Raw genomic sequence first — 13,251 nt, 5'->3', positions numbered from 1 at the left:
CGCTGCGGCGCGGTGGACTCATGGAGGTGGCTTCGCGATGGCGCGAGTAACACTCGACAGCGTGGCGCGGCATGCCTCCGTCTCGACACAGACCGTGTCCAACGTGATCAACGCTCCGCATCGGGTGCGGCCGGAGACCCTGGCCCGGGTGCAGGCCGCCATCAAGGAGCTCAACTACCGCCCGAACCAGGCTTCCCGGACGCTGCGCACCCGGCGTTCACGCCTGATCGGCGCTCGCATCGAACCGGTGCGCGACGGCGTCAACGGCGCCGTGCTCGCCCAGTTCCTCCAGTCGCTGACCGCCCGGACCCAGGAGGCCGGCTACCGGATCGTGGTGTTCACGGCCACGGACGACGACCACGAGTGCTCCCTGTACGAGCAGCTGCTCGACGATCACGACCTCGACGCCTTCGTCCTGCACGCCACCCACGCCGGTGACCGCCGGACGGCGTGGCTCACCGAGCGCCGAGTACCGTTCGTGACCTTCGGCCGGCCGTGGGGGGCTGAATCCGAGGCCGCCCACGGCTGGGTCGATGTCGACGGCGCGCAAGGGACCCTTGCCGCCACCCGGCATCTCATCGAGAGCGGTCACCGGCGGATCGCTTTCCTCGGCTGGCCGGAAGGGCCGCAAGGAGCAGAGGTAGGCGACGACCGGCGCAGTGGCTGGTCCGCGCTCCTGGCCGTGTCCGGACTCGACGTCCCCGCCGGCTACGACATGGGCGTCCCCGACGGGCTCGACACCGGCCGTACGGCCGCAGCGGCGATGCTGGACCTACCCGGTCCGCCTACGGCGATCGTCTGCGCGAGCGACTCGCTGGCGCTGGGGGCCTGGACCGAGATCACGGCGCGGGGACTTCGTCCCGGGGTCGATGTCGCGGTGGTCGGCTTCGACGACTCCCCGGCCGCGGCGGTCGTTGGCCTGAGCAGCGTGGCGCAGCCGTACGACGAGGCCGCCGCCGCCTGCCTGCGGATGCTCCAGGAGCTGCTGGCGACTCCCGAACCGCCGGACGTCCCACCCACCCCGATCCTGCTGCCGCCCCGGCTCGTCGTCCGGGCGAGCGGCTGAGCCGTCCCCGCTGCACCCCACCCCTTTCAACCCGCCGAACGGCTCTGCAGGCCCCCCGGTCGGCAACCACGATCCCGGCGCCAGTGCGGCGGACGGGACGCGGTCCCCTCTACACCGGCTCATCAAGCCGGCCCGCGCAAGGAGATTTCTCATGAGAAGTCAGCGTATGAGCTGGGCTGTTGGCGGCGTCGCAGTGCTGTCGCTCAGCCTGTCGGCCTGTGGCGGCAGCGGGTTCGACGACACCGACACGGCGGACAGCCAGGCGTCGTCCGGCCCCGCCTCGATCAAGGTCCTCATCGCCTCCAGCGGCGACGCGGAGACGAAGGCCGTCACGGACGCCTCCGGCGCTTGGGCGGCGAGGTCCGGCAACAAGGCGACCGTCTCCCAGGCCCAGGACATCGGCCAGCAGCTCGGCCAGGGGTTCGCCTCGAACAACCCGCCGGACGTCTTCTACGTCGACGCCGCCCGTTTCGCGACGTACGCGAGCGCGGGCAGTCTCGAACCCTACGGCGACAGCTTCGAGGGGAAGGACGACTTCTACCCCGCTCTGCGTCAGGCGTTCACCCATGACAGCGAGCTCTACTGCGTGCCCAAGGACTTCTCCACGCTCGGCCTGCAGATCAACACCGCGGCGTGGTCGAAGGCCGGCCTGACCGACGCCGACTATCCCACGACCTGGGAGGAACTGGCGGCCGTGGCTAAGAAGCTGACCACGGGCAAGCGGGTCGGCCTCGCCCTGGGGGACACACGCGACCGGATCGGTGCCTTCATGGTCGAGGCCGGCGGATGGGTGACGAACAAGGACGCCACCAAGGTCACCGCGGACTCTCCCGAGAACCTCAAGGCCCTGAAGTTCGTCCGGTCGCTGCTCGCCGACGGGTCGGCCAAGTACCCCAAGCAGCTCGACTCCGGCTGGCCGGGCGAGGCCTTCGGCAAGCAGAAGGCCGCCATGACGATCGAGGGCAACTGGATCGCCGGCGCCATGAAGAGCGACTACCCGGACGTCACGTACAAGACGGTCCCGCTGCCGGCCGGTCCTGCGGGCACGAAGGGCACACTCGCCTTCACCCAGTGCTGGGGCGTCGCGGCGAAGAGTAGGCACAAGGCCGCGGCCATCGACTTCGTCAAGGCGATGACCACGAAGGACAACCAGCTGACCTTCGCCGAGGCGATCGGCGTGATGCCCTCGCGGCAGTCCGCTCAGGCCGACTACGTCGCCCGGTTCCCGCAGGACAAGGCATTCATCGACGGCGCCGCATATGCGCAGGCGCCGGTGAACGTCGCGAAGATCGACCAGGTGCTCGCCGACTTCGACACCGGCCTCCAGTCACTCCCGGGAGCCGACCCGAGGCAGATCCTCAAGCGGCTCCAGAAGAACGCGCAGGCGGTCGTGGGCCAGTGACCCGGGCGGCACAGCAATCCGGGCAGGAACGGAACGAGAGTGAACCTGCGATGAGTGAACCGAATCCCGGGCCCGCCAAGGACCCGGGCCGCCGCCCGGCCCCGGCCCGGACGGCAGACACCGTCAAGGCCCCCGCCTCGTCGTCCGTGCCGCGCGGACCGGGCAGGGCAACCGGCCCGGACGGCGTCGGGGCGGCAGGTGCAGGCCGCGGCGCCCGGGCCCCCCGCGGCGGTGTCCGGGGCCGTGAGTGGCTCGCCGGCTGGCTGTTCGTCTCACCGGTCCTCGTCGTGCTGGGGCTCTTCCTGGTCGTGCCCATTGCCATGGCGCTCTGGGTGAGCCTGTCCGACTGGAACGGTCAGGGCAGCCCCTTCTCCTCGGGCGTGCACTTCGCCGGTGCGCGGAACTACGAGCGGATCGTCACCGAACCCGGCCTGGCGCAGAGCGACTTCATGACGAGCCTGCGCAACAACGCCTATTACGTCCTCTTGGTCGTCCCGCTGCAGACAGCGCTCGCGCTGGGCCTGGCCCTCCTCGTCAACGGCAGACGACTCAAGGGCAAAGGGTTCTTCCGCACCGCGTACTACTTCCCGTCGGTGACGAGCTCGGTCGCGATCTCGGTCGTCTTCCTGTTCATCTTCTCCTCCAGCGGCGTGGTCAACTCCCTGCTGGCGAAGATCGGAGTCGACGGACCGGCCTGGTTCGCCGATCCCCGCGGCATCATCCATCTCGCTCTCGGCGTCCTCGGAGTGAACACCGACGCGCCGCCCTCCGCGCTCGCCGGCACCTCTGTCGGCGGCCTGTCCCTGTGGGACTGGATCTCCGGTCCCAGTGTGGCCATGTGCGCGATCATCATCCTGGTCGTGTGGACGACGGCGGGCACGTTCATGCTCATGTTCCTCGCCGCCCTGCAGGACATCCCCCTGGAGGTCGAGGAAGCCGCCGAGATCGACGGCACCGGGCGCTGGCAGCGGTTCCGCCACGTCACGCTGCCCATGCTCAAGCCGACCCTCTTCCTCGTCCTGACCCTCGGACTCATCGGCACGTGGCAGGTCTTCGACCAGATCTACGTCATGAGCAAGGGCGCACCGGCGAAGACGACACTTACCCCCGCGTTCCTCTCGTACCAGTCCTCGTTCACCGACAACGAGTGGGGCCAGGGCAGCGCCATCGCCTTCATCCTCTTCGCGATCATCGTCGCGATGACGCTGCTGCAGCGGTTCGTCCTGCGCGACAAGGACGAGGCCCGTGCCAGGGCCGCCACCCGGCGCGCGGCAAGAGCAGCCCGCTCGGGGTCCGGCCCGATCGCGGGGACGGCCTGATGCCCCGCACCCCCGTGACGGCCCCTTGCGCACGACCGGGCACCGACGCGACCGGACCCATCACCGCAGCGGCCCCGGCAGCCACCCCCGACGTCCACAGAGGCACGCGATGAGCACACGATCCAAGCATGCCGACACAGACACCGCAGCGCACGCCGACGCCACGAACGCGACCCGCGCAGGCCACCGCACATGGCGCGGCGGCCTCACCCGCGCGCTCGGCTACACGGCCCTCGTCGTCGTCGCGATGCTCTACATCTACCCCTTCCTCATCCAGCTCGCGACGAGCTTCAAGACCGATGCGGACGCCACCGGCAACCCGCTGTCGCTGTGGCCGGACCACGTCACGACAGCTGCTTTCAGCCGGCTCGCCGAAGCGGACTACCCGCGTTGGTTCGCGAACTCCGTCGTCGTCGCCCTGTTCGTCACAGCGGGCCGGGTGTTCTTCGACTCCCTGGCCGGATACGCACTGGCCCGGCTGCGCTTCCCCGGCCGGGGCGCACTGTTCGCCGCCGTCATCGCGGTCATGGCCGTGCCCGGCGTCGTCCTGCTCATCCCGAAGTTCCTGGTCCTCAACCAGATCGGGATGTACGACTCCTACGCGGGCATGATCGTCCCGCTTCTCGCCGACGCCGCGGGGGTGTTCATCATGAAGCAGTTCTTCGAGTCGATCCCCGTCAGCGTCGAGGAAGCGGCCCGCATCGACGGCGCGAGCACCTTCCGGACGTTCTGGTCCATCGTGCTGCCGATGGCCCGGCCCGCACTCCTCACCCTGACCATCCTGTCGTTCCAGGGCTCATGGAACGAGCTGGGCCACTTCATCGTGTCCCGGCAGAGCCCGGAGCTCAACACCCTCACCACCGGGGTCGCCTCACTCGTCTCCGGACAGCTCGGCTCGGGCAACCAGTACCCGCTCAAACTCGCGGCGACCCTGCTCATGACCATCCCCGTGGCGCTGGTGTTCTTCGCCTTCCAGCGGCACTTCGTCCGCGGCGGCACATCCGGCGCGACCAAGGGCTAGTAGGGCCTGTCGTTTGGATCACCCCGGCGTCGCGGGGTGGTGTGGTCAGTGGCGGCCGGGGCGGCGGGGGTGCTTGGTCTCCGCGCCGTGGGCGAAGCCGCCGGCGTCGTCCTCGCTGCGATGGGGCCGGGCCTGCTTGTCCAGCCGGGGAAGAACGCGGCGCAGGTCCTGGAGGAGCAGGTCGGCCAGGTCGTAGCTGAAGCCGTTACGGACCACGATGCGCAGGGCGGCCAGGTCGGTGCGGTTCTCGGGAAAGGTGTACGCGGGCACGAGCCAGCCGCGCTCGCGCAGGGCGGCGGAGACGTCGAAGACGCTGAAGGAGTCGATGCCCTCGCGCACCCGGAAGGCGAAGACGGGAAGCTGGCTGCCGTCCGTGATCAGCTCGAACGGACCGAGCCCCGCGATCTTCCCGGCGAGACGGGTGGCGACGTCACGGCAGGTCTGCTGCACCCTTCGGTAGCCCTCGAATCCCAGCCGCAGGAAGTTGTAGTACTGCGCGACGACCTGGGCGCCGGGGCGGGAGAAGTTCAGCGCGAAGGTCGGCATGTCGCCGCCGAGGTAGTTGACGTGGAAGACCAGGTCGTCGGGCAGGGCGTCCTTGTCGCGCCACAGGGCCCAGCCGACGCCGGGCATGACCAGCCCGTACTTGTGGCCGGAGGTGTTGATGGAGACGACCCGCGGCAGCTGGAAGTCCCAGGCGAGGTCCGGGTCGAGGAACGGGGCGATCATGGCCCCTGACGCGCCGTCCACGTGGAGGGGAATGTTCAGGCCGGTGCGGGCCTCGAGGTCGTCCAGTGCGGCGGCGATGTCGGCGACGGGCTCGTAACTGCCGTCGAAGGTGGAGCCGAGCACGGCGACGACGCCGATGGTGTTCTCGTCGCACAGCTCGACCGCCGTGTCCGGGGTGAGGTGGTAGCGGTCGCCCTCCATGGACACGTAGCGCGGTTCGACGTCGAAGTAGTCGGCGAACTTCTCCCAGCAGATCTGCACGTCGATGCCCATGACCAGATTGGGCCGGTCGGCGGGTTTGCCCTCGGCGCGCCGCCGGTGCTGCCAGCGCCGTTTGAGGGCCAGGCCGCCCAGCATCGCCGCCTCACTCGATCCGGTCGTCGAGCAGCCCGTCGCGTGGTGGGGGTCCTCGGCGTGCCAGAGCCGGGCGAGCATGTGCACGCACCGACTCTCCAGTTCGGCGGTCTGCGGGTACTCGTCCTTGTCGATCATGTTTTTCTGGACGCACTCGCTCATGAGCCGCAGGGCCTGCGGCTCGGCCCACGTGGAGACGAAGGTCGCCAGGTTCTGCCGGGCGTTGCCGTCGAGCATCAGCTCGTCGTGGATCACCTGGTAGGCGGTGCTCGGTTCCATCTCGCCGTCCGGCAGTGCGTACCGCGGGACCTGCAGGGGTTCCCGGCTGAAGACCGGGTTGATCGTAAGGTCCCGGCTCTCGCCGCCGTCGTGGTGGGGGTGCTTCACGGGCATGGGGGTGTCACCTTCTGCTTCGTTCCGCGGCTTGCGCCGGTCGGCCGGTCTCACGTTGTTCGCAGTTCCCGCCGCCTGCGGAGGATCCACCTGGCCCAGCCCGAGGAAGACCTCCGTGCCGACATGGGCGTCAAGCACGCGTGAAGACAGGTATGGCCCGTGTCGCTCGCACCGAGGCGTCTGTGCTCCGGTCGGGCCCTGGTCGTCCCTGCTCGGTCGTGATGATCGTGAAGGCGTGAGAGACCGACACGCCTCAGTCCTGCCTCGCGTGCGGGTGCGGCGGTACGGCCGCCCCACGCGCCACGGCGGGGCACGAGGCCCCCCGCCGGTGGTGGACTGAGCAGGCGCCGATCACAAGCCGCGCTCGGCGAACACGTCGGCGTACTCGTCCAGGAAGGCCGGCCGGCCGCCTGTCCCTGTGGGGGACGGCGCGTTCTCCAGGGTGCTCCTGTAGCGCCCGGAGCGCATCTGGGCGTGCATGGTGCCGTGGAAGAGGTCACGGTAGTCCTGGAGCACGTCATGGACGACTTCGCGTTCGGGGGCCGGGAGATGAGCGCAGCGCTGTTGGAGAACGGGCCGTAGCGTGTCGAATTCCTCGATCCGCTCGAAGTACCACTCGCGGCACTTCTCCAGGGCTTTCCTCTCCGTCATCCCGTAGGCCTCTTCGAGTACCAGGATCAGGTTGAGGTCCCGGTCGCGCCGGTCTCGTCCGAGCGACACGACATCGTTCTGGATGGCGATCGCCTCGCATACGAGGACCTGCATGCGTTCGATCTCGTGGCTCGATGCGACCATTTCCGGGAGGAAGTTCTCCCCGACCATCTCCAGCAGAGGGAAGCCAGGCGTCACCCCGATGTCTGCGGGCCGGATGCGCCAATACGCCTCCAGCCCGATGGGTGCCCCGATCGAGAGGGCCAACTGCTTCTCGTGAATGCCGGCCATCCAGAACCGCATGCCCTGCTGGAACCGGGCCACCCAGCGCGGCGGTCCCAGTTCCCGCAAGCGCTCCATCACGTCGGAGAGTCCTCGTTCCGGGCCTTTCAACGGCCGCCGCAGAGTTCCCGGCAGGGCGTACATGACCTCGACAGCGTCGTTCAGGACGGCCTCGACCCTGCCCGGATGCTTGAGCATGCCGAGGAACATGTCGTCGAGGAAGAACGCGCAGGTGACCCAGTCGGTGATGGCTTGCAGCCGCTCGCCCCTGGCACGCTGGAAGGCCGTGCCCATGGACTGGCCGTAGGTGGCGTTGCGGACGAATGCGACCTCCTCCGGCGTGAGGGCCTGGCGGGTTCGCCGTGCCCACAGGACAGCCTGTTCGTCGGCGGCCGGACCATCGGGGTTGACCGGCCACTCCGCGGGGATCTGGAAGAACTCGGCGATGTCGAGCGGGGTCATGGGGTGCCTTTCTGGCTGTGCCGCTCGCGCAGGTGCTGTGCCGGGTGGCGGCACCGCCGGGCGGGTCGGGCGACGAGGCGTCGGTTGGCAGTGCGTGCTGGTCCACGGGGGGGTGCGGTGGTGTGGTCTCTGCGGTCCGGTTGTCCGCGGGTCAGTGGTCGCGGCCGACGAGGAGGTGGCCGAGGGAGGCCAGTTCGGCAGAGGCAACGGGGTCGGGGTCGGCTCGCGCGAGGTGCTCGAGAGCTGTGGCGATGTGCTGCCGGGCCCGGCGTAGTGTGGCGTCCCGCGCGCCGGTCTGCTCGATCAGGTCCCGCGCGCGCAGACAGTCCTCCTCGCCCAGGGGCGCGCTCGTGCGGTAGAGGGTGTGGAGGGCCCGGGCCTGTGGGGTGTTGCCGGCCATGGCGACCGCGACGGGGATGGTGACCTTGCGGGAGCGCAGGTCGGACAGGGCGGGTTTGCCCGTCACCGGCTCCTCGCCCCAGAGGTTGAGGACGTCGTCGACGCACTGGTAGGCGGTGCCCAGGCGGCGGCCGAAGCGTCGATAGAGCTGGGCGCGCTCGGGGGTGGCTCCACCCCCGAGCGCGCCGAGTTCGCAGGCGCACGCCAGGAGTGCGCCGGTCTTGCCCGCCGCGACCGCCATGGCCCGGTCCTCGCTGGCCCTCGTGCCGGTCTCCGTGAGGATGTCGAGATACTCGCCCTCGATCAGGTCCTGCACGGCGGCCAGAAGCACCGGTACGGTGCGGCCCGCGTTCGGTGCGTCGGTGAGGGTTTGGACGGCCGCGAAGAACAGGGCGTCGCCGGCCAGGATCGCCGCCGGCACTCCTTTGGCCGCCCAGAGCGCCGGCCGGCCGCGCCGCAGCGGGTCATGGTCGATGATGTCGTCGTGGAGCAGACTGGCGTTGTGGACCAACTCCACCGCCACCGCTGCTGCCTTCGCGGCCTGCGGTTCACCGAGCACCGCCTGGCAGGTCAGCAGGGCGAGGGCCGGCCGGACGGCCTTGTGGACGTCCGAAGCGTCCAGGGCTGTTCCGTCGTCGGTCCACCAGCCGAAATGCAGCCCCGCGGCATGGCGGACGTGAGGAGGAAGGGCGTCGACCCGGGACCGGAGCAACGGGGCCACCACGGTCGCGGCCTGCGTCAGGATGGTTGAACCATCACGTGGAGCGGTGACCACCGAAACCCCCCGTCAGGGATCAAAAGTCATGCTCACACCAGGATCGGGCGATGGGCGGCGCACCGTGCAGAGCGCGACGCCGGGCGCGCGACGCACACACCGGCCCGCTCACTCCCGTACGCACGACACACTGCGCCGCGTACTCCCCGCCAATACCAGCCAGCCCATCAAGCGGTCGGGCCTCGTCTGCGCTCCACGTCGGCGCATCCGGGATCCCTGGAGCACTCGTGTCGCTGTTCCACCGCGATCCAGTCGTCGATCTGGGCGAGGGCCGCCATTGCCCTCTGGGCCACGACCTCTCCGGACGGAGCACCTGACCCTCGACGAACCAGCGTCACCGCGATGAGCCGAAGTCAGTAAAGCCCTCACTCCTCGCCGATGTCCTCGTGCCACAACTCCGGACGGTGCTGGATGAATTCCGTCATCAGAGCCGCACACTCTGGGTCGTCCAGGAGCACGATTTCCACGCCGTGGCCCGCCAGCCAGCCGTGCCCGCCCTCGAAGGTGCGCGCCTCCCCGATAACGACACGCGAGATGCCGAACTGGCGCACCAGGCCGCTGCAGTACCAGCACGGTGAAAGTGTCGTCACCATCGTCGTGCCACGGTACGACCGCTGCCGCCCCGCCGCCCGGAAGGCTGCAGTCTCCGCATGCATGGATGGGTCGCCGTCCTGCACTCGACGGTTGTGCCCGCGTCCAAGAAGGCGTATGCCGTCCGAGGCGTACAGGGCGGCACCAATGGGGAGGCCGCCCCCGGCAAGCCCGGCACGCGCTTCATCGATCGCGGTGCGGAGCATCCGCTGATCTGATTCCCATGACATGCCGCCATCATTCCGCAAGCAGAGCGCTCTGACGAACGCCTCCGCCTGCGCCGGACATGCCACCTCGCGCTTGCCGCGCTCCCTGTCCGAACCGACCACCGGCATGGTGCGGTACTGGACGGTGCCCACCCACCGAGTTGCCGCATCACCGGATGCGCCAAAACGCCCTCAGGAGGAGCAATGCGGCTCAGAGGCCTACTGCCGTGGCTTTTCCAAGGCGTTCACCGCAGGGAGGACATTCAGGCGCACTTGACGGCCGTGAGAAGCCTCGGACCGCAACGGAGCGTGTCGTACGAGCATCAATACATGTATCAGTGTCTCGGCATCCTCGACGCCAAGGCACAGGCCCTTCTGGCATACGACGGGATCCTGATGGCAGCCGCTTCGATCGTGCTGACCGCCTTTTCCGGCGGAGTCACGTCGGGCACATTGGTCATCGCGATGGCACTGGCCTCCAGCGGACTTTCGTCGGCCCTATGCCTCACAGTGATCTGGGTGCACTGGACGGACACCGCGGAGTTTGACCGGGCAGGGGACTCGTTCACGGGGCTCCTGTCCATCCGCAACCGCCGCACCCTCGGCTACCGGCTCGCGTGGGTGGCAGCGCAACTGGCGGCCGTGCTCCTCGTCGTCGGCATACCCCTGCAGCGGGGCCTCGGGTGAGGAGGTGACGCGAGGCCGCCGGGATGTTGCAGTAGCCGAACCAGGTGAGTCATCGCGTAGGCGGTGCCCGTCAGGCCGCGCAGTCCAGGGCGTCGCCGTCGAACAAAGCCCCGGCGACATCGGTACAGGCGGAGGCGGGGACGCGGCGAACCGTCAGCGGTCCACCCGCCCCTATCCTCCGGTCTTCCGCGGCCCCCGCTGTCAGCGCAGGACCGCCAGGGCCGCCAGCTGTTCCTCCGCGCGGGTCACCAGGCCGTCCGCGCCGCAGAAGCGGGCCAGTGCCAGGCCCTGCTCCAGCTCACCGGCCGAGCGGGCGGCGATGCCGTACTCGACCCGGGCCGTGGCGTACTCGTACTGGCAGGGCGAGTGCTCCAGCCGGGCGACGGCCTGCTCGGCGAGCCGCAGCTTCCGCCGGCCCGTCTCCAGGGCCGCCGCGCAGCGCAGCGCCTCCCCTATGGCGGTGTCCGTGCCGAGCCGCTCGGCCTGCTGACGGACGTCCGCGGCCAGTTGCGCGGCGCGGGCCGGGTCCCTGACGGCCAGGGCGCGGGCGAGGTCGACGGCCCACGGCATGAGCACCGTGTTGTAGCGGCCGAGCGCTGCGGCGGCCCTCCCCGCCTCCTCCAGTTCCTCGATGCCCTCCTCCGTACGGCCCGTCGCCAGCAGCAGCCTGCCGCGCACCGACCGCGGGTCCGGCAGCACGATGGTCGACGGGTACGGCGGCGCGAATCCGTGGTCGCCGGCGATGCGCCAGGCCTCGTCGACCAGGCCGCGGGCGAGCAGCGTGTCGACCAGGTTGCACGTCGCCGACCAGTACAGCGGCAGGCCGCGGCCGACGCGCTCGGCCAGGCGCAGGGATTCGCGCAGCGCCTTCTCCGCCTCTCTGAGGCGGCCCCGCCTGCGGTGGCCGAGACCGACGTAGGCGTGTGCCAGGGCGAGGTGGCCGCCGCTCCAGCCGGCCGACTCGTAGCACCGCAGTGCCTCGGTGTAGAGGCTGTCGGCGCGGTCGAGGTGGTCGGTGTAGGCGTAGGTGGTGGCCAGGATGAGGGGCAGCTCTATGCCCCAGTCGGTGTCCGTCCAGCCGAGTCCGGGTGCCAGGCGGCCGTTGACGAGGGCGCGGTCGCACAGCTCGACGATCTCCGAGGCGCTCTCGCCGTGCGTCATGGCGTCGAAGCCGCGCAGCATGAGCAGGGCGCGCTCGGAGTTGTCGCGGCCGGTGCAGGTCGCGGCGAGTTCGGCGAGGCGCTCGCTGCGGCCGGGTGAGCTGACCTCACCCGCGTGGACGCCCTCCCACATGAACTGCACGGCCTGCAGCCGCATCCGGGCGGGGCCCGGTTCGTGCCGGGCGGCCTCGGCCTCGACGGTGCGGACGGCCTCCTCCACCTGGTTGTTGTGGAGCAGCGCCTGGGAGAGGCGGACGACGGCACTCACCCGGGCCGCGCAGTCGAGTCCCGGCATGCCCAGCGCGGTCCGCAGGTGGTCGATGGTCTTGGCGGGCGCCGTGAGGAGGGTGGCGCAGCCGAGTTCGTACAGCACGCGCGCGTGGACCTCGGGGCGGGGCGGTTCCTCCAGGGCGCGTTCCAGACAGCGGCGGGCCGCTTCCGGGGCGCCGACGGCGAGGTGCTCGCGGGCGGCGTCACGCAGCTGCCCGACGACTTCCTCGTCGTCGTCGGGGTGGACCTCCAGCAGATGCCGGGAGGCGGCGGCGACGCCCCGGCCGGTGTCCAGGACGAGCTGCGCGGCGATGCCGTGCATGGCGGTGCGCAGGGCGCCGGGTATGGACTTGAGGACCGCGGTCGCGATCAGCGGGTGCACGAACTCCAGGTCGCCGTCGTCCACCGGTCCGGACGCCGGGTCGGGGGCGGTCAGGATACGGGCCTCGGAGAGGAGTTCGGCGCAGCGCAGCGCGTCGGCGCGGGGCATGGTGGCGAGCCGCGCCACCAGGTCGACGGTGATGTCGCTGCCGAGGATGGCGGCGGCCCACGCGAACCGGGTGGCGTCTATGCCGAGTTGCTCCAGCCGGGCGACGAGGCCGCCGCCGCGCGCCGAACGGTTCAGGCCGCGCAGTTCGGCGGCCTGCGACTCGATCGGCTCGATCTCGCTGTCCTGGACCTTGGCGAGGAGTTCCACGGTCTCGTACGGGTTGCCGCCGGTGACGGCCCACACCTCGCGGCAGAACGCGTCGTCGGCGTGCTCCCCGAGCGTGTCGCGGGTCAGTCCGGCCGTGGCCGCCGGGGTGAGGGCGTTCAGGGCGCCGCCGCGGCGGTGCGAGACGGCGGCCACGGCCTCCAGGTGCCGGGCGCTCTCCCCGCCGGGGTCGCCGGCGCGGCGGGTCACGACGAGCAGCACGGACAGGTCCGTCACGCGCTCGGCGAACGCGGCCAGCCAGCTCAGGGTCTCCTGGTCGGCCCAGTGGGCGTCGTCGACCAGCAGGACCAGCGGCCAGTCGCGCCGGGCGAGCCGCCGTACGGCGACGACGAGGCCGTCGCACACACCCTGCGGGTCGACCTGCCGCTCGCCGGGTTCCGCTATGCCGAGCGCCGGTCCGGCGATGTCGTACCAGTCACCGAGGTAGTCGCGCGCCTCGTCGGGGAGCATCGGCACGAGGGCGGGCTGCAGCAGCTGCCGTACCACGTTGAAGGGCACGGATTTCAGTGTCTCGCCGCCGCGGGCCGACCACACCGTGCAGCCGCGGGCCTCGGCGATGCGGCGGGTCTCCACCAGCAGCGCCGTCTTGCCCAGTCCCGCCTCGCCCTGGAACACCAGCACGCTGCCCGACGAGGAGCGGTCCGCGCACAGGGTCTCGACCGCCTTCTCCACGGCGGCGACTTCCTCGTCGCGCTCCCACAGGGAAGCCGAGGCTGCGGCCGGGGGCCGTACCTTCGTCATCCCGCTACCTCCCCTTGTCGCCCGAACG

The 13,251-nt window shown here is 70.4% G+C and carries 11 protein-coding genes; 5 read left to right on the top strand and 6 right to left on the bottom strand.

What is annotated here, in order from left to right:
- Nucleotides 1-37 precede the first annotated feature (37 nt).
- The 4 genes from ABZ354_RS18185 to ABZ354_RS18170 all read left to right on the top strand — a co-directional run bounded on the left by ABZ354_RS18185 (nucleotide 38) and on the right by ABZ354_RS18170 (nucleotide 4,808).
- Complete coding sequence (locus ABZ354_RS18185) at nucleotides 38-1,066, top strand: substrate-binding domain-containing protein (RefSeq protein WP_358657812.1); 1,029 nt, start codon at nucleotides 38-40, stop codon at nucleotides 1,064-1,066.
- Between the two features lie 151 nt (nucleotides 1,067-1,217).
- The gene (locus ABZ354_RS18180; protein WP_358657810.1) at nucleotides 1,218-2,468 is read left to right on the top strand and encodes an ABC transporter substrate-binding protein; all 1,251 of its coding nucleotides are present in this window, start codon (nucleotides 1,218-1,220) and stop codon (nucleotides 2,466-2,468) included.
- A gap of 50 nt (nucleotides 2,469-2,518) precedes the next feature.
- On the top strand, nucleotides 2,519-3,787 hold the full coding sequence (locus ABZ354_RS18175; RefSeq protein WP_358657808.1) for a sugar ABC transporter permease: 1,269 nt from the start codon (nucleotides 2,519-2,521) through the stop codon (nucleotides 3,785-3,787).
- A 109-nt stretch (nucleotides 3,788-3,896) separates the two neighbouring features.
- Nucleotides 3,897-4,808 (top strand): carbohydrate ABC transporter permease, encoded by a 912-nt coding sequence (locus tag ABZ354_RS18170; RefSeq protein WP_358657806.1) that lies wholly within the window; start codon nucleotides 3,897-3,899, stop codon nucleotides 4,806-4,808.
- A gap of 45 nt (nucleotides 4,809-4,853) precedes the next feature.
- On the opposite strand, the gene ABZ354_RS18165 is transcribed toward ABZ354_RS18170, so the two are convergent.
- From ABZ354_RS18165 to ABZ354_RS18145, 5 genes are all read right to left on the bottom strand, one after another.
- Entirely contained in the window at nucleotides 4,854-6,284 is a 1,431-nt protein-coding gene (locus ABZ354_RS18165) for a glutamate decarboxylase (protein ID WP_358657804.1), read from the bottom strand.
- Nucleotides 6,285-6,635: 351 nt separating this feature from the next.
- Nucleotides 6,636-7,679, bottom strand: coding sequence for a hypothetical protein (locus ABZ354_RS18160; protein WP_358657803.1), 1,044 nt, complete (start codon nucleotides 7,677-7,679; stop codon nucleotides 6,636-6,638).
- 151 nt (nucleotides 7,680-7,830) lie between these two features.
- Nucleotides 7,831-8,790: a polyprenyl synthetase family protein gene (locus ABZ354_RS18155; protein ID WP_358657801.1), complete on the bottom strand. Its 960-nt coding sequence runs from the start codon at nucleotides 8,788-8,790 to the stop codon at nucleotides 7,831-7,833.
- A gap of 230 nt (nucleotides 8,791-9,020) precedes the next feature.
- Complete coding sequence (locus tag ABZ354_RS18150; protein ID WP_358657799.1) at nucleotides 9,021-9,146, bottom strand: hypothetical protein; 126 nt, start codon at nucleotides 9,144-9,146, stop codon at nucleotides 9,021-9,023.
- A gap of 72 nt (nucleotides 9,147-9,218) precedes the next feature.
- Entirely contained in the window at nucleotides 9,219-9,674 is a 456-nt protein-coding gene (locus ABZ354_RS18145; protein WP_358657985.1) for a nucleoside deaminase, read from the bottom strand.
- 285 nt (nucleotides 9,675-9,959) lie between these two features.
- Between ABZ354_RS18145 and ABZ354_RS18140 the strand changes: the two genes are divergently transcribed.
- Nucleotides 9,960-10,337, top strand: coding sequence for a hypothetical protein (locus tag ABZ354_RS18140; protein ID WP_358657797.1), 378 nt, complete (start codon nucleotides 9,960-9,962; stop codon nucleotides 10,335-10,337).
- A gap of 201 nt (nucleotides 10,338-10,538) precedes the next feature.
- On the opposite strand, the gene ABZ354_RS18135 is transcribed toward ABZ354_RS18140, so the two are convergent.
- The gene (locus tag ABZ354_RS18135; protein ID WP_358657795.1) at nucleotides 10,539-13,223 is read right to left on the bottom strand and encodes an AAA family ATPase; all 2,685 of its coding nucleotides are present in this window, start codon (nucleotides 13,221-13,223) and stop codon (nucleotides 10,539-10,541) included.
- Between the last annotated feature and the right edge of the window lie 28 nt (nucleotides 13,224-13,251).

It is taken from the genome of Streptomyces sp. NPDC005925, from assembly GCF_040638805.1.
Lineage (GTDB): Bacteria > Actinomycetota > Actinomycetes > Streptomycetales > Streptomycetaceae > Streptomyces.
This window is presented reverse-complemented; position numbering and strand designations above follow the sequence as displayed.

Bases quoted from the DNA above. Each gene is read 5' to 3' on its own strand.
- ABZ354_RS18145 (WP_358657985.1), bottom strand. From the start codon at position 9,674: ATGTCATGGGAATCAGATCAGCGGATGCTCCGCACCGCGATCGATGAA.
- ABZ354_RS18180 (WP_358657810.1), top strand. From the start codon at position 1,218: ATGAGAAGTCAGCGTATGAGCTGGGCTGTTGGCGGCGTCGCAGTGCTG.
- ABZ354_RS18160 (WP_358657803.1), bottom strand. From the start codon at position 7,679: ATGACCCCGCTCGACATCGCCGAGTTCTTCCAGATCCCCGCGGAGTGG.
- ABZ354_RS18175 (WP_358657808.1), top strand. From the start codon at position 2,519: ATGAGTGAACCGAATCCCGGGCCCGCCAAGGACCCGGGCCGCCGCCCG.
- ABZ354_RS18170 (WP_358657806.1), top strand. From the start codon at position 3,897: ATGAGCACACGATCCAAGCATGCCGACACAGACACCGCAGCGCACGCC.
- ABZ354_RS18135 (WP_358657795.1), bottom strand. From the start codon at position 13,223: ATGACGAAGGTACGGCCCCCGGCCGCAGCCTCGGCTTCCCTGTGGGAG.
- ABZ354_RS18165 (WP_358657804.1), bottom strand. From the start codon at position 6,284: ATGCCCGTGAAGCACCCCCACCACGACGGCGGCGAGAGCCGGGACCTT.
- ABZ354_RS18185 (WP_358657812.1), top strand. From the start codon at position 38: ATGGCGCGAGTAACACTCGACAGCGTGGCGCGGCATGCCTCCGTCTCG.